The organism is Nocardiopsis sp. NPDC058631, from assembly GCF_042716955.1.
Classification (GTDB): domain Bacteria; phylum Actinomycetota; class Actinomycetes; order Streptosporangiales; family Streptosporangiaceae; genus Nocardiopsis.
Window position 1 is genome coordinate 24453 of sequence record NZ_JBHXQY010000046.1, and the last position, 26492, is coordinate 50944.

The following is a 26492-nucleotide window of genomic DNA, read 5'->3' on the forward strand; positions in this document are numbered from 1 at the left end:
TTCTCCCTAGTTAGTCGGGTAGAGGGGGGTGCCGGGAGGGAAGTCGAGAGTTCCGTCCTGGAAGTGGATATGGAAGGAGATGTTCTCCGCCTTGGCCGAATCGTGGAGGGCTTTCAGGTCCCTGTCCAAGAGTGCGCTCATCTCAAAATTGGCCTCAATGATTCCACCCCGATGGGTTGCCTCGGTCGTCATTGGGAATTGTTTCTTGATCTTCTTGAGTGCGCTCTTGATCCCTTCCGGGTTTTCGACCACCTTCGCCTGGTACCCGTACTCAATCCTGCCGTCTTCCCCTCTTACGGCCACGTCAAGGTCTTCCTTGGTAATCTGGTTCTTTCCGGGGAAAGCAACCCTGTCCGGCGGGAATCCAGAATCCAACAGGTCTGTGGCGATTCTCATTTCCTGGTTCCTCGCTGGGAGGTCGTTCCTGTTTTTGAGGGAGGCAATTATGTCACTGAATCCCTCAACGTTGGTCAGGCGCCCCTGCAGAATCATATCGGCGGTTTGCGCACCGACGGTGGACCTCTTGTTCTCTAGGGAGTTGAAGAGGCTCGCGTAGTCTCTATCGTCGAAGCTGAGCTGCCGGAAACCAGGTACCTGCTGGATCGTGTCCCGGAGTTCGGGCCGGAGCTCGGGGGACATTGGTCCGCTGTGGTCTGGCTTCTGGTTGTCTGGGTTCGTAGGCTCAGGGCGCTCCGGGACGGGGTCGTCGCTGCCATCGCGGTCGTTGGCGGCGCTGTCACCATCATCGCCACCAGTCCCAGGGCGGTCCCTGGGGGGCTGGTCACCGCCGCCCTCGCCGCCACCGGGAGCGGGTTCCGGATGCTCCGGCTCCTCACGCGGCCCGCCCCGGCCTTCCTGGTCGTCGTCACCACGCTGGGGACGATCATTGCCCTGACCGTTGGACTCGTCATTGTTGCGGCCCGTGGGACGGTGCTCTGGGCGTTCCTCAGCTCGTGGCGGGTCGGTGTCGCCACTCTGAGCTTCGGTGTCCGGGTGCGTGGTTGGAGCGGGGACATCGGCTTCCTGGCCGGATCTCCTCGGCGCGTCCGCGTCCGCGTCACGTGGGTGGGGTGCGAGCTGGTCGTCCTCGCCGGGTTGGCGCGGGGTGTCCTCGTTGCGGGGACGGTTGGGTAGTGTGCCGTCGCCCTGGGGGGTGGGGCTGTCGCCGCGCTGCGGCGCGGTCGGGGTTTGGGGGGTCCGATCGCCGCCGTCACCAGGCTCGGGGCTGTGCGGGATGGGCGAAGGCGTGTTCGGCTGAGGGGTGGGTGTGGGGGTGTTGCCGTACTGGTCGGGGTCCAGAAGTGACTCCCGCAGCACGGTGAGGTCGAGCTCGAAGCGCTCGCCGACCGGGGTGTTGCCCTCCTCCAGGTCTCGGGGCAACGGGCTGCTCGGACCCGCCGGGGGCCGCCCGCCCTGCGTGGAGGTCTGGTCTGCGCTTTCGGAGTAGGAACCATCCCGCGACGTGGGAACGCTGGCATCGCCGCCTGGGCCTAGCGTCAGCACGGTCTTGACCAGCTTGATCGGGAGCCCACCGGTCCACAACGCGGTGTTGATGACGGTCGTGGTGTTGGAGTACCCCGGGCCCTCGTCCCGCGTGGACCAGGCGGTGTGCCCCTCCACCGCTTCGTCCCAGCTGACGCCGATGTTGGTCTTCCACCGGTCCCACCTGGAACCTTCACCGCCCTGCCCCCCGCTGTCGGAGGAGAACAGCCACCCCTGGTCGTCATGGACGCCGACAAAGGTGGCCGCGTCCATCCACCCCTCGCTGACCGTGCTCTTGATGTTGTTCCAGCGGCCCGGCAGGCCGTACTGCCACCCGTGGTCGGGGTGCCACGTACCGCCCAGCGCCGCCAGCCCCACCACTGAGCCCCACAGCGTGTCGACCACGATGGTGTCCCAGGCGGCCTGGCCGGTGCTGTTGCCCCAGGTCGCCATGGAGGGGTGGAACTCGCTGCCCACCCACGCCGTGAAGTCGTTGGCCGGGCCATAGAAGTCGTCGAAACCGATAGGTTCGCGCTCGCCGGCGTCGGTGGGCAACCCGTACACCCGCACGTCGTCCCCGCCGGCCTGGTCGGGAGAGGCGTAGGCGGGGCCGCCGGACAGGGCGGAGATCGTGGTGGCGCACGCGTTCTCGGCCTCGTTGAACGCGGACCAGGCCGCGTTGACCCCGTCCTTGAGGCGGATGTTCTCGAGGATGGCCCAGTCGTCGGTTTCGTCGTCCTTGGTCAGCCACCACACCTTCTTGTGGTGGTGCTCGTTCCAAAAACCCTGCGCCTCGATTTTGAGGGTGTTGAGCGAGCTCTGTGCCGTCTTGGCCGCCTCGGCCAGGTCCTCCAACGCGCCGGCGACGGCGACCAGATCGCTCTCGATGTCCTCACCGCGGGTCACGACCGGGTTCATCGCGGCGAAGAGGGTCTCGCTCTCCGGCGCAACGTAGTGGGCCTGCAGGCCGTTCCAGGCCGATTGCATGTCCTGGGCCCCGCCGGAGAGCTCCTCCCCTCCGGTGCGCAGGGTCTCGGCAGCGAAGTTCAACGACCAGATGTCGGTCAGGGGGTAGGGGATGGCCTCGGGGTCGATGAGGATCCACGGGTTGGGGTCGACGCCCTCCTGGGCCTGGGTGGGCTCGAAGGTCACCGGGAGACTCCTGGAGGAAGCTGAGCATCGGATCCGAGGTCGAGGTTGGTGCCGGTGCCCGCCTGGCTCTGGGCAGTGGCCGCCATGTCCTGCTGTCCTTGGTCGTAGGCCAAGGTGGCGTCGTTGGCGCCTTGGAGGCAGGACAGGCTGCGGGTGAACATGGCGTTGGTCTCGCTGGTGAAGTGGCTCAGGAAATCACCCAGGGCCGACTCCACCGGAGGGCTCTTGGCGTTAGTCAGGGCCATGTCGATCCCGTCCGCGGTGGTGTCGATGGTCGAGGAGAACCCGTCACCGTCGATGCCGAGCTGGGTGCTGAAGTCGGTCAGGGTCAGCGCGACTCCGTGGACGTCGATATCCCACGCACTCATCGCTCACCCCTGTGCGTGGGGGCGGCGAACCGGTGCGGGTGGAACTCACGCCCGGAATCGCTCTCCGAGGCTGGAGGCACGACGGCGGGCTGGGTCATGCTCTGCTCGGCCACGCGGGCTCTGAGCAGGTCCAGCGAGGCACGCACACCCTCGACCGTCCCGGCCATGCGTTCCCTGACGGGCTTGAGGAGGCTCTCATCCCGGTCCTGGGCAGACAGGGGCGCGGTCTGCTCCTGCTCGGGCTCGCCTGCGAGTGCGGGGTAGGGGAGTTCGTCGGTGGTGGCGCTTTCCTCTGGGGGCTCTACCAGCTCGAACTTCATCCGACCCCGGCCTTTCTTCTTTTCGTTGGTTCTGCACCTGACTGAGGGGAGATTCCAGTAGCAGTATGCCTACATATGGTGACTTTTTCTGATAGCACCATTTCCACACGAGGGCTGGCCGCACGGCAGGCAGAGGCGCGCTGGCCAGTGCGAACAACCACTCACCGGCAGACCGCACGAACTAAAAGTGACATGCCTCACTTCCGATGATTCATCCGGGGAAAGTGAGTACCTCGAAAGTGTCTTCGGGTTCTTCCCTTTGCTGCACGGTCCACCACGCACGGGCGGAAAAGGTCGTCACTGGCCTTGATCTTCAGGACGTGTCGGAACCTGAGAGGCAAGCTCGGGAGGTGGCAGCGGTCCGCCTCAGCTCCGACCAGCGGAGGCCAGATAACTCGTCTGCCGCTGCACCAACCCCAGACTCTTCAAGGGTGAGGCGGCGCTGCCCAGCACCGGGTACCAGACCGCCTGAGCCTCTCCCTGACCGAGGAGCGTGCCCTTGATCGGCCCTGCCTGCGCCCGGCTGATCCCGATCGTCTGGAGGCGCTCGGGTCCGATCGCGATCCCGACCGGGACGGCCGGTCCCGCCCACACCGGACCGTAGGTGACATCGCTACGGCCCGGGGTGCGGCGCACCCGTAGCCCGTCCATCAGCCCTTCGGCGGCGAGGGCCTCGACCACCGTCGGGAGTGATTCGAAGGGCACGGTGTGCTCGTCTCCGAAGCCGATCACCACCGACACTCTCTCCAGCACCCCTTCGGTGCGCCAGGTCAGGCGCATCTGACCGGAGAACGGGTGGCCCACACCCAAAGGCCCGGCGACGTAGCAGATGGACGGCTTGGGTGCGCGCTGGCGGGCGAACGCGCTCAACTCTTCGGGGTCCCACATCCGCAGCACCGGTTCGTGCGGGCCCCACCCGGCGGGCTCAGGCCCGGCCAGGTGCTCGGCCAGAACCTCCACCACACGCCCCAGACGCGGGGTGTGTGGGTCGTGGTGCAGCACGGACACCTCCACCACGAGCTGCGTCCCCGCGCTCTCGGCGAAGTTCGCCAAAAACCCCGCCACCGGCTGGGCGCCCGGTTCCTTCGCCGCCCAGTCCAGTCCAGCCGGTTCCTTGTCCGCGCAGAACCCGTAGGTGTCGTCCCAGTGCACCGCCAACCCGGTGAGACCGTCGTAGTGGCCGCCGTCTTCACCGCGCACCACCCATCGGCCCAGCGGCCCGGCCAGGAAGGTGCGCGCCCCATAGGTCAGGCGCGCGGTGGGCGGGGTGAGCACCTGAAGCGCTTTCTGACCGGCGTGGGTGGCCACCGCGTCGCTGAGCCAGGACGAGAAACCCACCACCGCCCGGTCCTGGGCGACCAGCAGCGCCCGGGTCGCGGTGCGCTCCACGGCGGGGTGTTCGGGCTCGCGCCACAGGCCGAAGTCGGCTTCGCCAGAGGTCCACACCGCACCCCCCAAACGCAGAGCGAGCCCGTCAGAGAACCGGTGCGCCACCTGTCGGCCAGCCTGGTCGGGGCGGGCACGTGTCTCCACCCACCAACAGGAGTCGGGGAGCCCTGCGGCGACCTCCGGTCCCAGCAACCGGTCGACCTCACCCCGGCACTCCACCTGCTGTCCGGGTTCGAGGGTGGCCAACAGATGGCCGTCCTGGTCCCGGATCTGCAGCACGCTGGTGTCCTTGTGCTGGTGCAGGCGCAACTCCGGATCGACGTCTTGCAGGGCGCGGGCGATCGCCTGATCGTCGGGCTTGTGGGCGACCAGGGCCACCACGTCATAGCTCAACGGTTCTCCCGACTGCGATGGGGCGCGAGGGGCTGGTGCCGCTCCGTCCAACCCCGGAACGGGTCACCATTGGTAGGGGAGCATAGCCAGTGCGTCATTTCCGGAAGTGCCTCGGGTGACCGGGCCTGGGGCTCTCGCAGGTCGAGGCCGAGCCTGCGAGGTCTGGCGCACGGTTGCTCAGCACGACCCAGCAGTAGGTATGCCCAGGCCACACGGGCATGTGTGGGGTGGAGGTGGCGGCGATGATGTCGGGTAACGGGACGTCGGTGTACAAGCGGTGCGGGTGCCGGGACGAACAGAGGAAGCCGCTGGGGCGTACCTGTCCGCGCCTCAAGGTCCGTGGGCACGGGGCCTGGTACTTCTCGTGGACCTGCCGCGTCGCGAGGGGGTTCGGCGGCGGGTACGTCGTGGCGGGTTCGCTTCGCGGGATGCGGCCAGCGCTGCTGCGTACCGGCTGGTGAATCCGCGAGCCGAGCAGCGTACTTCGTCGCCACTCCCAGTGGGGCAATGGCTGGACTACTGGCTGGGCTCCTGCACGGGCATCCGTCCGTTGACGGTACGCAGCTACGAAGCCCACATCCGCCTGCACCTGCGCCCCTACCTCGGCCATGTCCTCCTGGCTGAGCTGAGTCGCTCCCAGGTGCACGACGCGTTCACGTTGATCTCTCGGCACGCCTGCGCGATGGGGGAGAGGTTGTCGCCCGCGAGCCTGACACAGAGGGAGCTTCCCCCAGGGCGGTGACGTACTCGCCGTTGCGGCGCATCTGGTCCACGTAAACCTGGGCGGCGCAGACTGGGCGGGGGTGTTTTCTCGGCGAGGTCGTAGATGGTGAACTTCAGCTGTCGGTCGCTGCTGTTCTCGTAGCTGTCGTAGAAGAGCCTGCCGATCTCGAAGGGCTGTGGGGTCTGGCGGTTGTAGCCCACGATGGTCGGGATCGTGTTCTCCCAGCACCAGTACGACTCCTTCAGATCCGCGCGCAACGGGCCGATCCCAGCGGTGTTTCCGCTCAGCCAGATCACAGGAGTCCCAGATAGAGGGTTCCTTGCGTGGTTTCGTGAACGTGCTTGGTGTCAGGCGGTTCGGATGTCCTGCCATGTGAAGGTTGACGCGAAGTCGAACCCGGGTGTCGTCGCAGGCAGGCAACGTCGTCCATCGCTCACGACAGCTCTGCCAGTAGAACCTCGCCCGCTCGCTGCGCGTGCCTGGTCTGGTCCGTTTCCTGGTTGCGGCGCCTGGCACCGAGGGCCCTGTTCGCGCAGACCCAGAGCTGACTTAGCTTGCCGTCACGGCAGGCGAGGTCGGGGGCCAGCCGCTCTGTGATCTCCTCTGCGAAGCCGGGGACCCGGAACGCCGACTCCCACAGCTTCGCCGCGTCCAGACCTCGGGGCATCAGCCCCCAGTTGTCCCAGTCCAGAAGGAACAGACAGGGCGCGGTGAGGTTGGCCCAGTGCAGATCCCCGTGGCCGATCACCCAGTGGGAGACAGTTGTGTCGGGTGATGTGCCGAATGCTTCGCGGACGGAGCGGTCGATGTCCTCCTGGACGAGGGAGACACGATCGGTGTCCGTAATGGCCAGATGCTCCAGAGCGGTGGATAGCTCCTCCCACCACTGGTCGCTCAGCTCGGGTGCCTTGTCCAGGGTGTATGCGGTGGAGACCACGGGTTCGGAAACGAGCGTCATCTCCTCAGCGCGGCAGATGAGGCCGACGTTCATCCAGTGCACCGTCTGGATGAACGACGGCTTGGGCACGCCATGCACGGCCATCGACGCCTCCAACCCGCTGAACTCGCGGGCGAAGCCCCTTGATGGCGGGCGCCAGCTGATCCGCACCCAGGTCCCGCGCGTTGTCGGCGCCCCCACCGACGGGCGCGATCCACGCACCACCAAGCGGTCCTCAACGAGACGAACGCCAAGTCTGTCTGCCGCCTCCTCAAGCAGTCTCGGCGGTCTCACCTGGTCTTGGAAGTGAAAGGTCGTTGGAGCGGCGTGTTCGGGGGTGGGGGCGCTCAACCGGTCACCTTTCGAGGCGTTCCCGAAGATCGGCGCCGGCCTGTGCCAAGGGGACGCGGCTCTGGTCGCCCGAGACCATGTCGCGGACGGTGACCTCGCCGGACTCCTGTTCTTCGGAACCGAAGATCACCGTGAACCGCGCGTTCTGCGCGTTCGCCCACTGCAACTGCTTGCCGAGCTTGCCGGAGGACCCCAGGTAGGTGCCCACCCGCAGCCCCTGCGCGCGCAGCTCGCTCGCCAGCTCCATCAGCTCGGCCTGGCCGCCCAGCACCGTGATCGCCACGTCGAGGCCCGCTGCGGGAGCGTCGCTGGTGTCCTGAAGGGCCAGGATGCGCTCGATGCCGATGGAACCGCCGCAGGCAGGCATGTCCGGGCCGCCGAGCGAGGCGACCAGGCCGTCGTAGCGCCCGCCCGCCGCGATCGACCCGGGGAAGCCCTCGGCCTCGACCTCGTAGATCGCACCGGTGTAGTAGTCCAGGCCGCGCACCATGCGCGGGGCGAACACGGCCCGGTCGCCCAGACTCGCAGTCAGCTCCAGCAGGCTGTCGATCTGGGCGAGGCCGCGCTGGCCGCGCTCGTTGGTGGCGAGCTTGGACCGGATCAGGTCCTGGTCGTCGGAGGCGACGTCCTCGGCCAGGCGCTCGGCACCCGTCACGTCCAGCCCGCGCTCATCGACCAGCTCCTTGGCCACGGCACTGGCACCCACTTTGTCGAGCTTGTCCAGCGTCGCCAGGACCCCGTCACCGTTCTCCTCGGCGACGCCGTAGACCTCCAGCAGGCCGCGGAGAGCTTCACGACTGTTGACGAGGAAGCGGAACCGGTTCACCCCCAAGGCGTCCAGGCTCTCGGCCAGGGCCAGGACGACCTCGGCGTCAGCCAGCGGGGAGGACGAACCCACCGTGTCGATGTCGCACTGCACGAACTCCCGGAACCGGCCCTCCTGGGGGCGGTCGGCCCGCCACACCGGGCCGATGGCGTAGCGCTTGTAGGGGTTGGGCAGCTTCGCCCCGTGGGTGCCGATGACCCGGGCCAGGGGAACCGTGTGGTCGTAGCGCAGGGCCAGGTCGGGCTTGCCGGAGGCCTCGTGCACCCCGCGACGCAGGATCTTGAACAGGAGCTGGGAGGCCTCTTCGCCGTACTTTCCGGTCAGCACCTCCAGCCGCTCGAACGCGGGAGTCTCCAGCGGATCGAACCCGTAGCGCTCGAAGATGTCGCTGACGGTGGCGAACGCCGCCCTGCGGCGGCGCAGGTCGTCGGCGAGGAAGTCCCTCGTTCCGGAGGGAGCTGCTGACTTGGCCATGTGAACGCTACTCCTGCTGTGACTTCAGGGTTCCCGGGACGGCGTCAGACTACTGTGGGTCAGGCTCGCTGACCGACCAGTCAGGGAAGTGCCGGGCTAGGAGCGAGACCAGTGAGTCGCGGTCCTCGGGGCTGCCGTGACCGGTGTGCAGCAGCGGTGTTCCGTCAACGGTTTCCAACTCCTCCCAGCCGTTGAGCGAGTCCATGAGCGTGCGAACCCCCGTCATCAGTGACAGGGACATCTGCGGCACGATCGCGTCCAGGGCGTGTGCCTGGTAGTAGATCGAGGAGCGCCGGGGTGCGGTGGAGTCGATGCGTTCGGCGTAGTTGACCTCGCTCACCTGCGGGTAGCACGAGTCCAGCAGCACCTTGGGCACGTCCCACACCGGCATGAAGCAGTCCACCTCTCCGGTCCGGCGCTTGGGGTAGGGGAGCGGGCGGCGCCCGTTCATCAGGCAGAACAGCAGTTCGGCCATGACGTCCTCGCGGTTGTAGCCCATCAGGAGGTTGGAGCCGCCGATCTCCTTGTTGAGGGCGCGGCCCACGAGGTTGAGCAGCCAGGTACCGAAGAAGTGTGAGGAGTCCGGCCCGTAGGTGGACCTGATCTCGGTCCACAGGGCCTGGGGTGTGGTGCTCATCTCCAGCAGGGCCGCGATGTCCTCCGGGTAGAGGACGCGGTGGCCGAACCCGTTGCCCTCACAGAGCTCTCGCGCCCTGTCGGCGGCGGTCCCCCTCCAGAGGGGGTCAAGGACCACGGTGAAGCACAGCACCTGGTCGGCTGGCAGATCTCGCGCCGTGGCGTAGCGGCGCAGTCCTTGGACGATGCTGCTGGAGTCGCCACCGCCGGAGATCCCGGCGACCAGCGGAAGCTCCACGCGGTGTTCGTGGAGGAAGTCCGCGATCTTGTCGAAGACCATCTCGCGGAGCTGTTCGTCGTCCACGAGATGGACGCCGTGGAGGGAGTCCTTCTCCGCGTACTTCAGGTCGTACATGGCCGCGACCGGACGGTCCGTGTGCGCGTACGTGCTGAGGGCGGGCGGAACCAGTTCAGCGTCGGTGTTGCGCATGCACTGCAGGATGACGTTGCTCGTCTCCGGGATCTCCTCCAGCGTGTGAGAGATGGGAACGGGCCGCAGGCTCCCGTCGCCGGGTACTTCGTAGGCCTGGAACATGGACGGCGGAAAGCGGTTCGCGCGCAGCAGATCGGCGAACGACAGTGCGTCCTTCTGCGCCAGGGGCCTCGCCCCGTTGGCGAAGAGCAGTGTGACCCGTTCCCAGTTACTCACTCATGGCTCCTTCGTACTCTCAGGCGGACGGACTCGTCGGTCTAGAAGTGAGCGGTCAGGGCGGAGCAGGCCAGGGTCTCCTCCACCCGGGGCGCGGTCATCCTGTCCATGCCGACCTGGGGCAGGGTGAGCGTCATGATCCTGCTGAGGTCGGCGGTGGTGAGCTGCATCGTGCGGTCAGTGGACGTCGTGAGGCTGGTCTTGTTGCTCATGTGCGCCTTTCCCGTGGGGTGGTCACCATCGCGATGATCGGAACCGGTCAACCGTCCAGCGGGGTTCGTGCTGCCAACGGCGACCGGAGTCAGAAGTGTCGCGCGGCCCGGGAGATCGACCTATGCGCAGACGCATAATTTCACCGTTCGATTTATGCGCTGTGTTCGAAATGCCCGGTTTGAACAGCACTGAGGAGCTCAGGATGTCGGGTGCGCATGCCTCGACTCGTCGCTGGTCCTACGCTGAACGCCGAGAGTGCGACGCACGACATGTCTGGAAAGAGCAGGAGAGCATGATTCGCTCAGTGGTGTTCGACGTCGGAGAGACCCTCATCGACGACACTCGGGAATGGGCGCGATGGGCCGATTGGCTCAACGTCCCCCTGCACACCTTCTCCGCCGTGCTGGGGGCTGTTACGGCTGAGGGGCGCAACAACGCGGAGACCTTCGACTACTTCCGTCCGGGCTTCGACCTGGCTGAGGAGCGCCAACGGCGTGAGGACGCGGGCCGCGGAGAGCTCATCGAGGAAGTGGACCTGTACTCCGACGTTCGGCCCGGACTACAGGCCCTGCGGGACGCCGGACTCTGGGTGGGGATCGCCGGAAACCAGACCGCCCGTGCCGGAGAGCTCCTCCAACAGTTGAACCTTCCGGTCGAGGCCATCGCCACGTCCGGGGAGTGGGGGGTGGCCAAACCCGACCCCGGTTTCTTCGACCGCGTCATCGCCATGGCGCCCGGGGAGCCGCAGGAGATCGTGTACGTGGGCGACCACCGTGACAACGACGTTCTTCCCGCCCGCGAAGCGGGCTTGCGGCCGGCGCTGATCCGTCGCGGCCCGTGGGGGTACCTGTGGGCGGATCAACCCCAGGTGCGCACTCACGCGGACTGGGTCATCGACTCGATCAAGGAACTGCCGGGCCTGCTCACCACAAAGGGCTGACCCCGGCCTGAGCGACGAAATTCCGAGCTTGGACCTGGGTCGGCCCGGACGACAGGAAGAGACCTGACAGCGCCCGCACGTGAGGGTTGAGCCGCGTGTGCTCCGGGGCCTTCTGCCACGCGGCCCGGAGGTTGGCCAGAGCCACCTCCTGGCGCCCCAGGAGGTGGTGGGCGCGGGCTACGTCGATGAAGTAGTGCGAAGCGCGCTCGGCGGGAAGTTCCCGGGGCGGAGTCCAACCCGCAGCCACGTGCAGCGCCTGGTCGGGGTCCTCACACTCCAGGGCCAGGGTGACCTGGTGGACGCGCACCGAAGCGCTACCGAAGGCGGTTCCGGTGTAGACCGCCTCCCGGGTGTGCTCAGCGGCGAGGCGCGCTTGCGCCAGGTGAGGCGCGGCCTGCCGGGGTTGGCGGTTCCGCGCGGCGAACACGGCGGCACGCATGTGCAGGGATCCGTAGGCCGCCCACGAGCGCGCGTCCGAGGGCACCAGATTCTCCGCTGCCCGTTCGAGCAGGCGGCGTCCTGCTTCGTGTTCGCCTGAGCAGAAGAAGGTCTCCCCGCGCACGTAGGTGGCGGCGGCCCGCGTCACCTCGTCTCCGGTCTGGTCGGCTGCCCACAGGAGCACTTGGATGGTACGGGCGGAGAGGTGGTGGAGGCCGAACTTGTCCGCGATCGCGTCAGCGGCCCGGTATGCCTGGACCAGCAGCCGGGCCGTGTGGGCACGGTCCTGCCCCTGGCTGCTCAAGAGGGCACGGCTCAGCTCAGGGAGAAGCTCGGGGAGACGTGCCATCAGGCAGCTGTAGTGGGAGTTCAGGCGGCAACGGATGATGCCACTGACCTCGCGCTGGAGCTGACCGAGAGTGCGCACCCGGCCGTCTTCGGGAAGGTCGTACCGGTTGACGAGGGATTCCAACAGCGCGACGCCGCGATCCCAGTCGACATCGCCGCTCCAGCCCGCTGAGGCTAGTTTCTCGGGCTCGGGTTCCGTGAGGACTCGGTGTGCGTCGTCGGGCGGGTGCTGGTCCAGAGCTCCGAGCCCTTGGAGGGCTTCGTGGATCTTGCGTCGGTCGCTGAGTCCCTTGCCTGCCTCAGCGCGGGTGATGGTGCTCTGGGCGACCCCGCACATCCTGGCCAGAGCTTCCTGGGACAGGTTCTTGACCCGTCGGCGCAGAAAACGGATCACCCGCTGGGCGTCGCGCTCCCGGACGGCGTCGACCATTTCCGGGTCCCGCCATACCCACGAGGGGATGCACTCACAGGAGCCGTGCAGGGCGCCGCGGTCTCGTCCGCAGTTTCCACAACGCATCGAGGGGTTCCTCCGTCACCTGGGGGTGTAACGAGATCACTCCACAGTAACCAGGGTTCCCTCTCCGCGTTCAGGTTCGTGCCAAAGCGGAAAGGTTCTCCTCGGAGCCTTCGCGCCTGTCAGGGAGGAGAAATCGAACAGCCCGCATAGTTCGAACATCGTGCTTATCCGAGTGCACATAGGTTCCTGACACATGCGCTCAGAGACTGCTGCGCATGTTGATCACAACACCGGAGCCGCCGCGTCTGATGAACACTGACTCGCCTGATCCTGAACACCACGGCCAGCTCCAGGACCTGTTGGATGGGCTGGTCCGCGACACCGCCACCTCCTACGGGGTGGTGTTCGGCACTCACGGCCTGCACCTGTTGCGGTCCGGGAATCTGGGCCAGGTCGGAGTCAAGGCCCCCGGTTACACCAAGGATTGGTACAGCGAACTGGTCTCTACGGGTCTCATCGCACGGCCCGATACTCTCCCCGTGTTCAGCCCCGGGACGAGCGACGGCCAGACAGAGTCGGGCGTTAAGCGGTGACGGGCTCGACGTACAAGCGGTGCCTCTGCCGCGACGAGGACGGCAAGGAAGTCGGTCAGTCCTGCCCGAAGCTCCGACGCACCGACGGCACATGGAACCCGCGGCACGGTACCTGGTACTTCAAGTGGAAGCCCTGCGGGCGCACCGGGCACGCCAGAACGAGGCACGACTCGCCTGAGGTGATGCCTGGGAGGGGGTCGGGCATGTGTTCGCTCGGGAGAACGGGGCGCCGCTGCATCCGGCGACGCTGACCGAGGAGTTCGAGCGCGTGGCGTTCGCGGCCGGCCTGCCACCGACGCGGCTTCATGACCTTCGCCACAGGGCGGCAACGATCGCGCTTGCGGGCGGGGTCGACATGAAGACCGTTCAGGCGATGTTGTGGCACTCGTCGATCACGATCACGGCTGACACGTATTCGACCGTGCTGCCGGAGGTCGCGCACGAGGCCGCGGAAGCAGCCGCCCGCGTGGTCCCCCGGGCTGCTGTGGGGACCGGTTCCGGTCCGGCCGGTCCCCCAACGGTCCCCCAAGAGGCGGGGAACGACGAAGGGCGTTCTCTCCGAAGAGGGAACGCCCAGGTGAAGCGGTTGAAAAGTGGTAGGGCCCCAGGGGATCGAACCCTGAACCCGCGGATTAAAAGTCCGCTGCTCTGCCAGTTGAGCTAAGGCCCCACGACGCGGCCGGGCCATGGGCACCGGGCATCGCCGGGACAACTGTACCGCAGGGCCGCGGCGAGCGCGGAGTAGCGGTTTCGGCCCGTTTGGTCGCACCGCTGTGGAGCCGGTCCCGGCAGGACACGGCCCATCGGCAGAGCCGGTCGGTGCTTCCTGGGGCCCGCACACCCGGTGAGCGCCGGGGCCTGGGCGGCACCCCCTGCCCCTGGGGAGACCCCGCAGGGAAACGTGTCATTGTCTACGTTCGGCCCTCACGCTTCGTGGGCCGGTAGGGAAGTCGGCAGGACACGGGCGCGGCTCCGCTCCGGCGGAGTCGCGTGCTCCCCGGCGCGGGCGCCGCCGCGGAGCACACTCGTTGAGGCATACTGCATGGTCGGCCGAGGTCGGCAGTGTACGGGGAGGACCACCATGGGGCTTCGGGAACGGAAGAAGAAGGCGACCCGCCGCGCCCTCCAGGAGGCTGGCATACGCCTCACCCTGGAACGCGGCCTGGAGAACGTGACGGTCGAGGAGATCGCCGTTGAGGCGGACGTCTCGACGCGGACCTTCTTCAACTACTTCGCCACCAAGGAGGAAGCCCTCCTCGGTGATATCCCCGCGACCCCCGACGAGCAGGTGCGGCAGGAGTTCGTCGACGGCGGCCCCACCGGCGACTTCGTCGAGGACCTCATCACCGTGCTGATCACGTTCCTGGGCAGCACCGAGGACCTCGCCACCCAGCGGGCCGACATACTCCTGCGCAAGAAACTCACCGAACGCGAGCCCCAGCTCGTGCGCGGCATGCTCGCCCGTTTCCACAACGTGGAGCTGGAACTGGCCGGGGCCATCGCCGAGCGGACCGGCGCCGCAACCGAGGACGACCGCCCGCAGTTGCTCGCCGCGGCGAGCATGGCGGTGATGCGCCACACCATGAAGCGTCTGCACTACTCGGAGGCCGAGGAGCCGGCGGACGTCCGCGCCAGGATCCGTGAGGCGTTCCGCCACCTCGGCGAGACCTTCGCGCCACCTTCGGGCAAGGACTGACCACCCGGGAACCACTGCCCGTCCGAGGTCTGCCAGAAGACGAACGGAACCCTCTATGCCCACCACCGGTCCCACCCGGCTGCGCTGGATCCTCCTGGCCATCCTCCTGACGATGCTGCTGGCCTCGCTCGACCAGACCATCGTCGCCACCGCCCTGCCCACGATCGTCGGCGAACTCAACGGCCTGGAGCATTTGTCCTGGGTCGTCACCGCCTACATGCTCGCGGCCACGGTCGGCATGCCCGTCTACGGCAAGGCCGGGGACGTCTTCGGCCGCCGCCACGTGTACATCTTCGCGATCGCGGTGTTCCTGCTGGGGTCGGTCCTGTCCGGCCTGGCCCAGAACATGACCCAGCTCATCGTCTTCCGCGCCGTGCAGGGCGTCGGCGGCGGTGGCCTGATGATCAGCGCCCAGGCGATCATCGGCGACGTGGTCCCGCCTCGCGAGCGCGGCAAGTACATGGGGGTCATGGGTGCCGTGTTCGGTGTCTCCGCCATCACGGGGCCGCTGCTCGGCGGGTTCTTCACCGACCAGTTGGACTGGCGCTGGATCTTCTACATCAACCTGCCGCTGGGAGCGGTCGCGCTGGTCACGGCGCTGGCGGTGATCCACCTGCCCAAGCCCGCCGGCCCCCGGCCCCGGCTGGACTACGCGGGCACGGCACTGCTCGCCGCCGCGAGCGTCTGCCTGGTGCTGGTGACGAGCCTGGTCGGCCACACCTACGACTGGGGCAGCCCGCAGATCCTCGGGCTGGTCGGGGGCGCCGTCGTCGCGGGCCTGCTGTTCGTACTGGTGGAACGGCGTGCGACCGATCCCGTCGTCCCGCTGCGCCTCTTCCGGGACCGGGACTTCGTCCTGACGGCCCTGGTGGGTGTCACCGTCGGCATCGCCATGTTCTCGACGGTCGCCTACCTGCCCACGTTCCTCCAGATGGTCGGCGGGGCGTCCGCCACTGAGTCCGGCCTGCTCATGCTGCCCATGGTGGCCGGGATGCTCACCAGCACCATCACCACGGGGCGACTCATCTCCGCCACCGGCCGCTACAAGCACTGGCCGATCATCGGTACGGCCCTCATCACGGTGGGCCTGGTCCTGCTGTCCCGGATGACCGCCGACACCCCCTACGCCTACAACGGGACGGCGATGCTGGTCCTGGGCCTGGGTGTGGGCATGGTGATGCAGAACCTCGTGCTGATCGTGCAGAACACGGCGCCCCGCCGCGACCTGGGGGCCGCCACGTCGGCGAACAACTACTTCCGCCAGATCGGCGCGTCCTTCGGTATCGCCGTATTCGGATCGCTCTTCGTGTCCCGTCTGAACCAGCGGATGGAGGACGCGCCCGGCGGTGGGGTGGAGTTCGGGGGCGGGGAGGCGGGGATCAGCTCCATGACCCCGCAGATGCTCCAGGGACTGCCCGCGCCGCAGCGCGAGTTCATCGTCGACGCCTTCGCGGGCGCCCTGCCGCCGATCTTCCTGTACGCGGTCCCCGTCGCCCTGGCCGGCTTCGCGCTCTCCTGGTTCATCACGGAGAAGCCCCTGGCGACCAGCGTCCCCGACCACGAGCAGGACGTGGACTCCGCTCGCCCCGGCGAGCCCGGTGAACTCGGCGGCCCGGACGGCCCCGGCGGATGCGTGGACCGCAGGGGGTGAGAACCGTCACATCCTCACATTGCCGACTGCTGCGGGCGGGTGGGGTCGAGGGGCGTGGGGGTCGGCCGGTGGAGGGCGGTTATTGCCGGCGGGGGCACCGCCGGAGACGGGCAGCTCAGGCGTCCGAGTGCCGACGGATCATCGGCCCCCTGGGGGTTCGAGCCCGTGGGGCCACCTCGACGTGTCGACGTCGGACCGTGGGAGAGGACCCCGTCGGCCTGGGTGCCCGATGTGCCGGCGCAACCGACCCGCCTCTTCCGTGCGGTATGCGCCTGAATGCGCCGATTTGGGGTGCTAATCACAGGGGTGGGGGTTGAGGTGGCGCTCTCGGGGGAGAAGGTGCGGAGACGGTCGCGCATCCCTGCTTCGGAATGTGCCCCACGCCTCAGGAACGCCGTGGGTCTGCGTTCCGTCGAACCCTTCGGGGGGTGCCCGGACGCCTCCGATCGGCCCCTCCAGGGGGGTCGGGGGGATGTCAGGGAAGGGCCAGGGCTGTCCCCGATGGGAATCGTCGTGGGGAACGGGCATGGTGGAGACATGAACGAGAACTACCAGAGCAAGCGCTTCCGGCGCAGCGGGACCGACCGCTACCTCGCCGGCGTCTGCGGCGGCATCGCCGAGTTCCTCAAGGTCGACTCCACCCTCGTCCGACTGGTCCTCGTGGTCCTGACGTTCTTCGGGTTCAGCGGTGTCTTCGTCTACATCCTGGCCTGGCTGGTCATGCCGGCCGCGAACGAGCAGCGCTCCCTGCTGGAGCAGATCATCCGCAACTTCCAAGGAAAGCCGAGCGACAACTGATGTGGACCCTCAGAGCACACCCGGACTGGAAGCGTCGCGAACTTCGCACCCCCCGGGAGGAACGCGAGGCCGAGGAGGCCCGCGAACCCTCCGCGGAGTGCCGGGGCGAGCGCTAGGGACTCTCGGTCGCGTCCATCCGGGCGATGGTCTCGCCCGAAAGGCGTGACCAGGGGATCGCCAGGAGCCCGGCGAGACCCACCCCGAGCACCCCGGCCGTCACGATGACCACGCCGGTGCCGAAGAACTCGGCGAAGAAACCGGCGATCAGGATGCCGATGCCCTGTGCGGCCTGGAGCCCGGAGGCGACCAGTCCGAAGGCCAGCCCCCGGCCCTCCTTGGGCACGCACAGCACGAACGCGGCGTTGGCCACGAACTGGTAGGAGCCCGCGACGCCGCAGAGGGCGAGGGCGGTCACCATCAGCCACAGCGGTGGTTCGAACAGCCACAGCAGCAGCGGTACCGACGTGAGCACCGCCAGGGGGCCGAGCAGGCGCATACGGGTCGGCGGCGGGACCAGGCGGGTGAGGACGAACCCGCCGAGGAACGCGCCGATCGACGAGCCCGCCATGATGAACCCCGCGGCGGCGGCTCCCGCGCCGATCTCGGCGGCCATGGGGTTGGCCAGCCCGTAGGGGATCATGTAGAGCCCGGCCAGCCAGGCGAGCAGGGCCAGGGTGCGCAGACGCGGGTCGCCGAAGACGAGTTTGGCACCGTCCCGTGTCATGGCCAGGAACCCGGGCCGCTCCTCCTTCTCAGCGCGGGGTGAGGGGCGTGCGCGCACCCCGATCAGCACGACGGTCGCGGACAGCACGAAGAGGATCCCGGTCGACATCACGGTGATGTTGGGGCCGACGTGCGCGACGATCACCCCGCCCGCCACGAGTCCGGCGAGCATGCCCAGTTGCGAGGTCAGCTGGATGATGGCGGTACTCGCGACGTAGCGCTCGCCCTGGATGATCTCCGCCATCATGGCGGCGCGGGCCGCGGCGAACGGGATGGACGGAAGAACCGAGCAGAACAGCAGAAGCCAGATCGCCCAGATCGGCATGCCCGGAATACCGATGAGCACGATGACGGCGGCGCGGGAGAGATCGCAGGCGATCATCACCCTGCGCCTCGGGAAAAGGTCGGCGAGCCCCGCGATCAGGGGGCTGATGATCGGGGGCAGGAAGGTGAGGGCCAGGGTGACGCCGGCGGCGAGGGCTGATCCGGTCACCTGGAAGACGAGGATGCTGGTCGCGATGTTCAGCAGGTTGGTGCCGATCATCGAGAGTGCGTGGGCGAGCCAGACCGCGCGGAACTCACCGATCGCCATGACGTCGCGGTAGCTGCTACGCCAGTCGTCCTTGCCCGGTTCGCCGGATTTGGCGTTGTCGGGGGCGCTCGAAGACTCGTGGTCCCCGTTGTCAGACGTGTTGTCGAGGCGCGGTTCGGCCACCCGGCACTCCCTTACTGTTACAGGGTTGAAATCACGCTGTGTTGTGTCTCAATGACCAACCGTTCCGGAAGGCGGGCTTCCCCGCAAGCCACTTGGGCAAATTCGTGTCTGATTCGTTGCTGCGGGTAATGGATGGCGGGTGGATTCGGCAATGTGGAATCCGCCTCGCACACGGAATGTTTTCGCTGGTGACAATGTGTACACGCGCGATCCCCGTGGCGTCACGAGGTTCCGGGATCATGGGATCGGTTCCCGGATGTGTACGCAGAGCATTGAAAATGGAACCGCGTACCGAAAAATGAGGGCGTGATTCGGCGCCCCCGGCCGGGTTCAGCCCCACCCGAGTTCGGTCAGCCGCGCGTCGTCGATCCCGAAGTGGTGCGCGATCTCGTGCACCACGGTGACCAGGACTTCCGCCACCACCTGCTCGGGCGTCTCGCAGATCGCGCAGATGTTCCGACGGTAGATGGAGATCTGGTCGGGGAGGACACCGAAGTAGGAGTCGCCGCGCTCGGTCAGCGGGATGCCCTCGTACAGTCCGAGCAGGCCGTCCGGGGACTCGTCCTCCACGGTGATCACCACGTTGTCCATCAGCCGGGACAACTCGGACGGGATCTCGTCCAGGGCGTCGACGACCAGTTCCTCGAAGGCCCTGCGTGTCAGTTCAACCACGCCTGCCATTGTGCTGCCTCCCGGGGCGGTGCGGAAGCGCACCCCAAGCGACATAACACTCTGGAAAGGGAGGAAATATTGGGAACGGACCCTGTCGGCGGCATGATGGGGGGTGTGTTGTCTTGGGAAGCTATCCGCGGTCACAACCTTCGTGGGGCCTTCGCGCGGCTCCGCGTCTCCCTCGACCGGATGCGCGCCGGGCGCGCGTGGCGGTGGGGGTGTGTCGTCGTCGCCGGTCTGGTCGGGGGCTGGCTCGGCCTTGCCCTGGGCGGGCAGGTGGTCACCCCGATCGGCCCCGCCGACGTCACCCTGGGGCTGACGCCCCAGTGGCGGGGCGAGACGGTCGTCGACGTGGCCCCGCTGGGCCAACTCGCCTTCGACACGCACAGTGCGCCCCTCAAGCTGGAGGCGACGATCTCCGACATCCGGCTGTCGGCCGCCCAGGAGATGTTCGCCGACCCGGACGCCATCAACAGGATGGCCGCGGGCATCGGATCGGACCTGCGCGACGGCGTGGTCGCACTGCTGGTCCGCGCGGTCCTCGCGGCGACCCTGGGCGCCGCCCTGATGGGGTTCCTGCTCTTCAGGAGCGCCCGCCGGGCCGCGGGCAGCGCGGCGGTCTCCCTCGCCGTCCTGGTGGCCTCGGGCGCCGCAGCAGCGGGCACCTTCAACCCGAGCGCCATCGCCGAGCCCCGCTACACCGGCCTGATCGCGGGCGCCCCGCAGGTGGTGGGCAGCGCCGAGGAGGTGGTGGGCCGGTTCAGCCAGTACCAGGAGCAGCTCGCGGGCCTGGTCGGCAACGTCGCGATGCTCTACGAGGCCACCTCGACCCTCCCCGTGTACGAGGAGGACGAGTCGGTGATCCGTGTGCTGCACGTGTCCGACATCCAGCTCAACCCCGCCTCGTGGAGCATCATCCGCACCCTCCAGGAGCAGTACGGGGCGGACATGGTCGTGGACTCGGGGGACCTCACCGACCGGGGCAGCGCCACCGAGGACGTGTTCGCCGACGAGATCGGCAAGCTCGACGTGCCGTACGTGTGGGTGCGCGGCCGGCACGACTCCATGGGCACGCAGCGCGCGGTCGAGGCCCAGGAGAACGCGGTGGTCCTCGACGGCGGCATCGAGGAGGTGGGCGGGCTCACCTTCTACGGTTCGGGCGACCCCCGGTTCACACCCGACGCCACCCGCCTCAACCCCGACAGTGCCGGGGTGGCCGCCCAGGGCGAGGAGGAGGCCGGCGAGGTGATCGGCTCACGCGAGGGCGTGGACGTGGTCCTCATGCACACGCGCACGCAAGCGGAGGCGTTCGACGGAGTGGTGCCCCTCGTGCTGACGGGCGGGGACCACCTGAGGTCCACCGAGCTGACCGACCTCGGTACCCGGTTCCTCGTCCAGGGCTCCACCGGCGGCGCGGGTCTTCGTGGCCTTGATCACGGCCCGGACCGTCCGACCCCCTACCAGGCCTCGCTGTTGTACTTCGGCGCCGAGAGCGGGCGCCTCCAGGCGCGTGACGACATCGACCTGGGCGGCATCGGACTCACGTCGGCCCAGGTCGAGCGGCACATCGAAGCCGACCCGGACCGCCCGGTCGGCGACCCCCCGGAGGATGCGGAGTCGGAGGGCGACGAAGACGGCCGTACACCGTAGTGCACGTGTTCGCGCGAGCGTTCCCACAGGTGGCGGAGGTGGGCGACGGCGGCGGCAATCGCTTTGGTGTTGGTGGGAATCTCCCCTATGCTTGACCTGTCACACGGGCCCCCATCGTCTAGCGGCCCAGGACGCCGCCCTTTCAAGGCGGTAGCGCGGGTTCGAATCCCGTTGGGGGTACGACGCGGTTCGAGCACTGTCGGGCGTCTGGCAGAATAAGAACCGCAACAACGCGCCAGGTCGAGTACCGGGTGCGACAACAGAACAAGGTCCTGTGGAGCAGTTAGGAGTGCTCGCCACCCTGTCAAGGTGGAGGCCGCGGGTTCAAATCCCGTCAGGACCGCCGTCGCCGAGTGATCGGCGAGTGCGGCTAGGTAGCTCAGTTGGTACGAGCGTCCGCCTGAAAAGCGGAAGGTCGGCGGTTCGACCCCGCCCCTAGCCACCCAGCGTGAGCAGCATCAAAGCCCGGTAGCCCTTTGGCTCCGGGCTTTTTTGACAGCAACGTGACAGCAACCGGATCATCCGAGCGCGTCCCCGAGCTTCCCCAGTGCCCGCCGCTTGTCAGCGAGCGAGGCGTGCGCGTAGATCGTCATCGTGACGCCGATGTCGCTGTGCCCCACGATCTCCCGGACCACCTGCGGCGGCACCTCCAGGTTCAGCAGCAGCGTCACGCACGTGTGCCGCAGGTCGTGGAAGCGCATCCCCTCCAGGCCCGCCGCACGGCGCAGCGGCTGCCAGCTCCGGCGCAGGTTGTCCGGCTCCAGGGGCGTACCCCTGCGGGAGGGGAAGACCAGCCCGTGTTCCTCCCAGTCGGGGAAGGCGTCCGAGCGTTCCGAGAACTGGCGCCGGCGGTGGCCCCTGAGCGCCTCCGCGCAGATGCCGGGGAGCGGCACGGTCCGCGCCGAGTCCTCCGTCTTGGGCGGCACCAGGGAGAGCTTCCCGCCCACCCGTTGAAGCGTGTGGACCACCTCCAGGCGCCCCGCCTCCAGGTCCACGTCACACCAGCGAAGCCCGAGCAGTTCGCCCCGCCGCAGGCCCAGGCACAGCGCCAGGACGTACAGGGCATGGAACCGGTCGTGCTCCGACGCCTTGAGCAGACGCCGGGACTGGGCCACGTCCAGGCCCCGGTTCACCGCGTAGCGCGGCGGCGAGACCTTGACCAGGGACGCCACGTTGCGTGGGATCACCTCCTCCCGCATGGCCGTCTGGAGGGCGTTGCGCAGGACGGCGTGGATCGACTGCACCATGCGCGCCGACAGCCGGTGCCCACAGCATTGCGGCCGGGGGAGCGCGCAGCACCGGGGCCGTTCCCGGGCGGCGTCGGTGCCGTTGCGGCAGCACTGGCACAGTTGCCGAACGTTCGTGACGAAGGTGCGCACGTCCCGGGCGGTGAGCTTGGCCAGCCGCTTCTTCCCCAGGTGCGGGACGAGGTAGCGCCGGATGACGCTCTCGTACCCCTGCACGGTCTTGGGGCGGCGTTCGGCGCGCACGACGTGTTCGAGCCAGTAGTCCAGGTACTCGGCCACCGTCCAGTTCTCCGAGGCGACGGGGATGCCCCGGTCGGAGTCGGCCAGGAGCCTGTTCAGCTTGGCCCGCGCGTCCGCCTGGTCGCGGCCGTAGCCCTGCACGCGCTTGTGCGTGCCGTCCGTGGCCAGCACGTATCCGGCGAAGGCCCAGCGGCCGTCCTTGCGCTTCCAGACGCTCCCTTCGCCGTTGGCACGCCTGCGACCCCTGGGACGGCTGGTGTTGCCCTCAGGAGCGCTCACGCGACGTCCTCCAGGGCTTCCAGGCACTCGGGGAGCGCGGCGACGGGGACCAGGCGGCGGCGCCCGATCTTGACCGTGCGCAGCGTGCGGGAGCGGATGAGGTTGTAGACCATCCAGCGGCTCACACGCAGGCGTTCGGCTGCCTCTTCGACGGTCAGGAGGAGTTCGGTCATGGTCACGCTGCTTTCTTCCCGGGGGTTGCCGAAAGATCGTTCTGGCATGCGGCGGCGAGTTGGGCCCGGCGTCTGAGGGCTTCACCGACCGCCCGGAGCAGTCGCCGTTCCCGGGGTGCCACGTCGGGATCGGTGGGTCTGGCGAGTTCCCACTCGAAGGAGCCGGAGGCCAACGACAGGGGTGGGGGAGTCGGGTTGTCCTCGTCGCCCTGGTCCTCGTTGGCGGGGTCGATGCCCAGGGTGTCCAGGACCCAGGCAAGGCGATCCGCCTTGTGGTCGGCCAGGGTCTTGCCGGACCACTTGCGCGAGACCAGGACGCGGCGGCCCGCGTAGCCCAGGTGTTCGCGTCGGTGGGCTTTGGAGCGGCAGAACCCGGGGCGAAGACCGGCCTTGGGCTGGTCGGGTTGGATGCCGTACCGGAGCCAGTTGGCGCACCGTGGCGAGCAGGGCTCGTACCGCAGGGTTTCCATGAGCCGGTCCACGTGCTGTTCCTGCCGCACGGTCTCGGCCGCGTGGCAGTCCGCGATGTCCTTGGTCAGGTACTTGGCCAGGTAGCGCACGCACCGGGCGGCGTCCTCGGTCCCGGCAACGACCCCCTTGGCGTCCACCTGCTTGCCGAAGCGGACCACGTGGAAGGGTGCGGCGTCCGGGTCGTCATCGAGGGCGTCCAACGCCTCGTCCCACGTGGGCAGAACTTCCCCGGTAGTGGGGTCGAGGTAGGTTCCGGCGTCGGTGTCCCAGAGGGGGATGTGGTCGCCCTCGTAGCGGATCGTGTCTGCGGCCGGCCACCAGACCTGGTGGTAGGTCGCGGCGGCGATCTGGCGCAGTTCGGCCCGGGGCAGGGTGCCGCGGGTGGCCATGTGCAGGTGCGGGGCGAGGCGTCGTTGGGGTTCGACGGCGGCGAAGTACTGGACGTCGAATCCGGCGACCCTTCGCAGGTTCTGCACGAACCGGTCCACGAGCTTGGAGAAGTGCAGGGTGTCCCGGGCGGCCCGCCGGTAGTCGTACGTGGTCGGGTCGACGGGGGTTCCGTCCGAGCGGACCCGACCGTAGGAGTCGAGTGTGAGGGTGATGAACAGGGAGGGTCGGAACACCTTCCCGGAGTCGGGGTCGGTGAAGGCCCGCCCGACCGTCTTCCTCGTCATGGGTCGCTTGGGCAGGTCCGGGGCGTCTTGGCGGCGCTTGGTCGAGCGGACCCGGCGTGAGCCCGAGGAGGCCGGGGAGTCTGCGGAGCGGGTGACCGATCCGCGTAGTCCGGATGCGGTGATGTCCTCGTCCAGTCCCGCTATCGCCGCGTCCAGGGCTGCGAGCTGTTCAGGGTTGGCCGCCCCCGTGGCCGCGAGTTGGTCCCGTTCGGCGGTGACCATGGCCCGCTGTTCCACCCAGGTCCGTTGCTGTTCGGTGGGCGGGTCGGTTTCCACGACGGGTTCGGCGGCCAGGTGCCAGCCCTCTTCGCACTGGGTCCGGCGCAGCGACCTCTTGCGTTTGGCGCAGGCGGGGCAGCGGGATTCCAGGGTGGACCCGCATGGAACGTCGATGATCTCGGTTGTGCCGGTGGTGATGTCGGTGCGTCGGAGGGAGACGGGTCGGATGCATACGCCGTGGTCGGCGGCGACCTGTTCGGCCACCTCACGGGCCAGGGGTTGCGCGAGCCGTTCGGCCCTCGTTGACTTACCGGTAGGCGTCGGCATCAGCCCACCCCCACAACCACAGAGCGGGAGTCCCCGACCGCATGCAACCCAAGCGTCCGAAAGTTCGGTTCCTGCTTCTTGGCATCGGCCTGATCATGTGGGGGATCGCCGGGGGTGTGTTCGACTTCCTGGTCCCTGTCACCGTTTTCACGGCGCTCTTCCACGGACTGCTGATTCTGGGAGGCGCCATCGTCGTTTACCGGTTTGATCGCGCTCAGCACCGCTCCCATCAGGCCACCTCTCCCACCGAGGAGGAGTCCGCCCCATAGCCATTGACCATGGCGGTGATGTCTGCGTCCGAGACGTAGGCTGCGCGGACACGGACCGGGGCGGGAGAGGTCTCCATCCGGACGTAGGCGACGCCGGGAAGGGTGGGGTCGATCAGGTGAGCGTTGCCGCCCCGGTCCCGCGCACCCTCCCCCAAGATCATGTCCACCTGCGAAGCCTCGTCCAGCCGCAGCGCGACCTTGTCGGGGAAGAGGTTGCGCAGGTTCATGACCTCCTTGCGCGGGTCCTGCAACGCGGCCAGCACCCCGAAGCCGACCGAACGCCCCTGTGAGGTCAGGGTGGCAATGGCGTTCTCCGCGCGCTTTCGAACGTCGCGGTCCGGATGGTAGGCGGTCAGAAACGCCACCTCGTCAATGACCACCAGGACGAAGGGGTCCTTCCTACTCGGCGCGTGGGAACGCCGCTTGCCCGAGTAGCGCCGAGCCCGTTCCTGCATGTCGGCTACCGCCAGCTCCAGCACCGCCACCGCTGATTCGCCGTCATCGGCGTACTGGGCGAACAGGTCCCGGCCGTAGGACAGCTCCATGCGCTTGGGGTCCAGCGCCCACACCTGCGCCGTGCGGTCAGCGATGGCGGGGAGCATCGCACGCACCGCTGACCAGATCACCGAGCCCTTCCCGGAGCCGGTCACTCCGGCCGCGAGCACGTGGGTTCCGTGCAGGCGCAGCAGCCAGGGTGAGCCGTCCTCGCACTGGCCGATGGGCAACGCGGTCAGGTCCACCACGTCAGGGACGGGAAGGGCTTCCAGGGGTTCGTCCAGGGTGTCGTGTCGGGGGAACTCCAGCGTGATCCTGCGCGGCCCGTCCACCACCACCCGGCAGGACGGAGCCTGGAAGCCGTGCGCCAGTTCGGCCACCCTGGTCTCGAAGTCCGCCGGAGATGTGCCAGCCACCAGGGTGACGCGGACGCGGTCGGCCCACTCCGAGCAGACCACGCGCCGGATACGGGGCAGGTAGCGGCGTTCCTGGTAGGACTCGGCCAGCCCGGAGATGACCAGGACCGGTTGCCAGTGACGCCGGTACACGAACACGTGCCGCCACCAGGCCAGCAGACGCAGCGTGACCCAGGTCCGGTAGGAGTCCGGCCAAGCGCGCCACCACACCAGGGACACGGCCGAGGCCAGACTCCACAGGGTGGCCAAGCCGGGCCAGTCGAACCACCACCAGGCCCCCGCAGAGACGGCCAGGCAGGCGACCATGACGGGGAACCGGAACGGCAGCGTGACCAGGAACCGGACCAGCCGCCAGATCCAGGAGCCCAGGACGACGATCCCGGGGGTTTCCACGATCGGGGTCGTCCACCGCACCCCGTGGGCGGGCGTGGGCAGGGTCGGAGAGGACTGGGCGGAACCCACCTTGGACTGAGCCATCACCGACCACCACCGTTCTGGTCCTCGATGCGAGCCAGGAGCCGGTCACGGTCGGAGCGAGCACGGGAGGCGAATGCCTCGGCGGTGGGGTTCTCGTCCCGATGGGCCAGGGTCGCGAACACGCGCGCCTTGAAGTCGAAGAAGTTCGCGCGTTCGGCGTCGGTGGCGGGCGGGGGGTTGGTGGCGTCCAGGAGCAGGCGGACCAGTTCCGGGCCGCTCAGCCCGGACAGGTCCCTCGGGTAGTCAGACATACTGAAGACACCTCTTCTGAGATTTCGCAGTCCAGCGGGGGTTGTAGGGGCGGCTAGGTGTTGGAGCACCAGGCCGCCCCGCTTTCATGTGGTGAGACTCAGGCAGCTTCCTTGGCCGGAGCCCGACGAGCACCCGCACCACCGGGAGCCTTCACACCGCGCGCCCGCAGCGAGTACGCCACCCGGGGACGACGCCCGTTGTCATCGACGTAGGGCATGACCGCCATGGACTCGAACTCGATCGGGCGAAACGGCAGCCCCTGGACCTCGTCCGGCAGGGTCGGGCACACCTGGGCGGCGACCTTGACCTTCACGCTCTTGGCCTTGCCGCGCGCTTCGGGGTCGGCGTCGATCACGTC

At 68.2% G+C, this 26492-nt stretch carries 24 protein-coding genes, 4 tRNA genes and 3 pseudogenes; 11 read left to right on the forward strand and 20 right to left on the reverse strand.

The window, feature by feature from the left end:
- Positions 1-6 precede the first annotated feature (6 nt).
- The 4 genes from ACFWTE_RS16675 to ACFWTE_RS16690 all read right to left on the reverse strand — a co-directional run bounded on the left by ACFWTE_RS16675 (position 7) and on the right by ACFWTE_RS16690 (position 5104).
- On the reverse strand, positions 7-2634 hold the full coding sequence (locus ACFWTE_RS16675) for a hypothetical protein (protein ID WP_378780330.1): 2628 nt from the start codon (positions 2632-2634) through the stop codon (positions 7-9).
- Complete coding sequence (locus tag ACFWTE_RS16680; protein ID WP_378780331.1) at positions 2631-3002, reverse strand: DUF6507 family protein; 372 nt, start codon at positions 3000-3002, stop codon at positions 2631-2633. The genes ACFWTE_RS16675 and ACFWTE_RS16680 overlap by 4 nt, the downstream gene beginning before the upstream one ends.
- A complete protein-coding gene (locus ACFWTE_RS16685) occupies positions 2999-3322 on the reverse strand; it encodes a cell envelope biogenesis protein TolA (protein ID WP_378780332.1) in 324 nt (107 codons plus the stop codon). Before ACFWTE_RS16685 ends, ACFWTE_RS16680 begins: the two co-directional genes overlap by 4 nt.
- A gap of 366 nt (positions 3323-3688) precedes the next feature.
- Complete coding sequence (locus ACFWTE_RS16690; protein ID WP_378780333.1) at positions 3689-5104, reverse strand: DUF6177 family protein; 1416 nt, start codon at positions 5102-5104, stop codon at positions 3689-3691.
- A 499-nt stretch (positions 5105-5603) separates the two neighbouring features.
- On the opposite strand from ACFWTE_RS16690, the pseudogene ACFWTE_RS16695 reads away from it, so the two are divergent.
- Positions 5604-5693 (forward strand): annotated as a pseudogene (locus ACFWTE_RS16695) (hypothetical protein); the annotation flags it as partial.
- A gap of 8 nt (positions 5694-5701) precedes the next feature.
- Here ACFWTE_RS16695 and ACFWTE_RS16700 read toward each other — a convergent pair.
- The 5 genes from ACFWTE_RS16700 to ACFWTE_RS16720 all read right to left on the reverse strand — a co-directional run bounded on the left by ACFWTE_RS16700 (position 5702) and on the right by ACFWTE_RS16720 (position 9913).
- Positions 5702-6124, reverse strand: a complete 423-nt coding sequence (locus tag ACFWTE_RS16700; protein ID WP_378780355.1) for a hypothetical protein — start codon at positions 6122-6124, stop codon at positions 5702-5704.
- 137 nt (positions 6125-6261) lie between these two features.
- Positions 6262-6870, reverse strand: coding sequence for a phosphotransferase (locus tag ACFWTE_RS16705; protein ID WP_378780334.1), 609 nt, complete (start codon positions 6868-6870; stop codon positions 6262-6264).
- A gap of 250 nt (positions 6871-7120) precedes the next feature.
- Positions 7121-8416 (reverse strand): histidine--tRNA ligase, encoded by a 1296-nt coding sequence (gene hisS, locus ACFWTE_RS16710; RefSeq protein ID WP_378780335.1) that lies wholly within the window; start codon positions 8414-8416, stop codon positions 7121-7123.
- 49 nt (positions 8417-8465) lie between these two features.
- The gene (locus tag ACFWTE_RS16715) at positions 8466-9701 is read right to left on the reverse strand and encodes a hypothetical protein (RefSeq protein WP_378780336.1); all 1236 of its coding nucleotides are present in this window, start codon (positions 9699-9701) and stop codon (positions 8466-8468) included.
- A 41-nt stretch (positions 9702-9742) separates the two neighbouring features.
- Positions 9743-9913 (reverse strand): hypothetical protein, encoded by a 171-nt coding sequence (locus tag ACFWTE_RS16720; protein ID WP_378780337.1) that lies wholly within the window; start codon positions 9911-9913, stop codon positions 9743-9745.
- Between the two features lie 293 nt (positions 9914-10206).
- On the opposite strand from ACFWTE_RS16720, the gene ACFWTE_RS16725 reads away from it, so the two are divergent.
- Entirely contained in the window at positions 10207-10854 is a 648-nt protein-coding gene (locus ACFWTE_RS16725) for an HAD family hydrolase (protein ID WP_378780338.1), read from the forward strand.
- Here ACFWTE_RS16725 and ACFWTE_RS16730 read toward each other — a convergent pair.
- The gene (locus tag ACFWTE_RS16730) at positions 10838-12070 is read right to left on the reverse strand and encodes a helix-turn-helix domain-containing protein (protein WP_378780339.1); all 1233 of its coding nucleotides are present in this window, start codon (positions 12068-12070) and stop codon (positions 10838-10840) included. The genes ACFWTE_RS16725 and ACFWTE_RS16730 overlap by 17 nt on opposite strands.
- Positions 12071-12372: 302 nt before the next feature.
- On the opposite strand from ACFWTE_RS16730, the gene ACFWTE_RS16735 reads away from it, so the two are divergent.
- Together ACFWTE_RS16735 and ACFWTE_RS16740 are read left to right on the forward strand one after the other, a co-directional pair.
- Positions 12373-12690: a hypothetical protein gene (locus ACFWTE_RS16735; RefSeq protein ID WP_378780340.1), complete on the forward strand. Its 318-nt coding sequence runs from the start codon at positions 12373-12375 to the stop codon at positions 12688-12690.
- A 205-nt stretch (positions 12691-12895) separates the two neighbouring features.
- Positions 12896-13102 (forward strand): annotated as a pseudogene (locus ACFWTE_RS16740) (tyrosine-type recombinase/integrase); the annotation flags it as partial.
- A 182-nt stretch (positions 13103-13284) separates the two neighbouring features.
- On the opposite strand, the gene ACFWTE_RS16745 reads toward ACFWTE_RS16740, so the two are convergent.
- Positions 13285-13360 (reverse strand) — tRNA-Lys (locus ACFWTE_RS16745).
- Between the two features lie 411 nt (positions 13361-13771).
- Here ACFWTE_RS16745 and ACFWTE_RS16750 point away from each other — a divergent pair.
- The 3 genes from ACFWTE_RS16750 to ACFWTE_RS16760 all read left to right on the forward strand — a co-directional run bounded on the left by ACFWTE_RS16750 (position 13772) and on the right by ACFWTE_RS16760 (position 16835).
- On the forward strand, positions 13772-14386 hold the full coding sequence (locus ACFWTE_RS16750) for a TetR/AcrR family transcriptional regulator (protein WP_378780341.1): 615 nt from the start codon (positions 13772-13774) through the stop codon (positions 14384-14386).
- Between the two features lie 55 nt (positions 14387-14441).
- A complete protein-coding gene (locus tag ACFWTE_RS16755; protein WP_378780342.1) occupies positions 14442-16037 on the forward strand; it encodes an MDR family MFS transporter in 1596 nt (531 codons plus the stop codon).
- Positions 16038-16574: 537 nt separating this feature from the next.
- Positions 16575-16835: a PspC domain-containing protein gene (locus ACFWTE_RS16760; protein WP_378780343.1), complete on the forward strand. Its 261-nt coding sequence runs from the start codon at positions 16575-16577 to the stop codon at positions 16833-16835.
- 112 nt (positions 16836-16947) lie between these two features.
- Here the strand turns inward: ACFWTE_RS16760 and ACFWTE_RS16765 are convergent, their stop codons facing one another.
- Together ACFWTE_RS16765 and ACFWTE_RS16770 are read right to left on the reverse strand one after the other, a co-directional pair.
- Complete coding sequence (locus ACFWTE_RS16765) at positions 16948-18273, reverse strand: MFS transporter (protein ID WP_378780345.1); 1326 nt, start codon at positions 18271-18273, stop codon at positions 16948-16950.
- 330 nt (positions 18274-18603) lie between these two features.
- Complete coding sequence (locus tag ACFWTE_RS16770) at positions 18604-18954, reverse strand: metallopeptidase family protein (RefSeq protein WP_378780346.1); 351 nt, start codon at positions 18952-18954, stop codon at positions 18604-18606.
- Between the two features lie 96 nt (positions 18955-19050).
- Between ACFWTE_RS16770 and ACFWTE_RS16775 the strand changes: the two genes are divergently transcribed.
- From ACFWTE_RS16775 to ACFWTE_RS16790, 4 genes are all read left to right on the forward strand, one after another.
- Entirely contained in the window at positions 19051-20595 is a 1545-nt protein-coding gene (locus tag ACFWTE_RS16775) for a metallophosphoesterase (protein ID WP_378780353.1), read from the forward strand.
- A 107-nt stretch (positions 20596-20702) separates the two neighbouring features.
- Positions 20703-20775: transfer RNA gene (locus ACFWTE_RS16780), tRNA-Glu, on the forward strand.
- Positions 20776-20863: 88 nt separating this feature from the next.
- A tRNA-Asp gene (locus ACFWTE_RS16785) sits at positions 20864-20938 on the forward strand.
- A 25-nt stretch (positions 20939-20963) separates the two neighbouring features.
- Positions 20964-21037 (forward strand) — tRNA-Phe (locus tag ACFWTE_RS16790).
- A 76-nt stretch (positions 21038-21113) separates the two neighbouring features.
- On the opposite strand, the gene ACFWTE_RS16795 is transcribed toward ACFWTE_RS16790, so the two are convergent.
- The 7 genes and pseudogenes from ACFWTE_RS16795 to ACFWTE_RS16825 form a co-directional block, all read right to left on the reverse strand.
- Complete coding sequence (locus tag ACFWTE_RS16795) at positions 21114-22361, reverse strand: tyrosine-type recombinase/integrase (protein ID WP_378780348.1); 1248 nt, start codon at positions 22359-22361, stop codon at positions 21114-21116.
- Positions 22358-22534 (reverse strand): helix-turn-helix domain-containing protein, encoded by a 177-nt coding sequence (locus tag ACFWTE_RS16800; protein ID WP_378780354.1) that lies wholly within the window; start codon positions 22532-22534, stop codon positions 22358-22360. Before ACFWTE_RS16800 ends, ACFWTE_RS16795 begins: the two co-directional genes overlap by 4 nt.
- A 2-nt stretch (positions 22535-22536) precedes the next feature.
- The gene (locus ACFWTE_RS16805) at positions 22537-24225 is read right to left on the reverse strand and encodes a replication initiator (RefSeq protein WP_378780349.1); all 1689 of its coding nucleotides are present in this window, start codon (positions 24223-24225) and stop codon (positions 22537-22539) included.
- Positions 24225-24455 carry a hypothetical protein gene (locus ACFWTE_RS16810; protein WP_378780350.1) on the reverse strand — a complete coding sequence of 77 codons (231 nt, stop codon included), beginning with the start codon at positions 24453-24455 and terminating at the stop codon, positions 24225-24227. The genes ACFWTE_RS16805 and ACFWTE_RS16810 overlap by 1 nt, the downstream gene beginning before the upstream one ends.
- Positions 24455-25885, reverse strand: a complete 1431-nt coding sequence (locus ACFWTE_RS16815) for a cell division protein FtsK (protein ID WP_378780351.1) — start codon at positions 25883-25885, stop codon at positions 24455-24457. The genes ACFWTE_RS16810 and ACFWTE_RS16815 overlap by 1 nt, the downstream gene beginning before the upstream one ends.
- Complete coding sequence (locus tag ACFWTE_RS16820; RefSeq protein ID WP_378780352.1) at positions 25882-26133, reverse strand: hypothetical protein; 252 nt, start codon at positions 26131-26133, stop codon at positions 25882-25884. The genes ACFWTE_RS16815 and ACFWTE_RS16820 overlap by 4 nt, the downstream gene beginning before the upstream one ends.
- A 98-nt stretch (positions 26134-26231) precedes the next feature.
- Positions 26232-26492, reverse strand: a pseudogene (locus ACFWTE_RS16825) (plasmid replication, integration and excision activator); the annotation flags it as partial.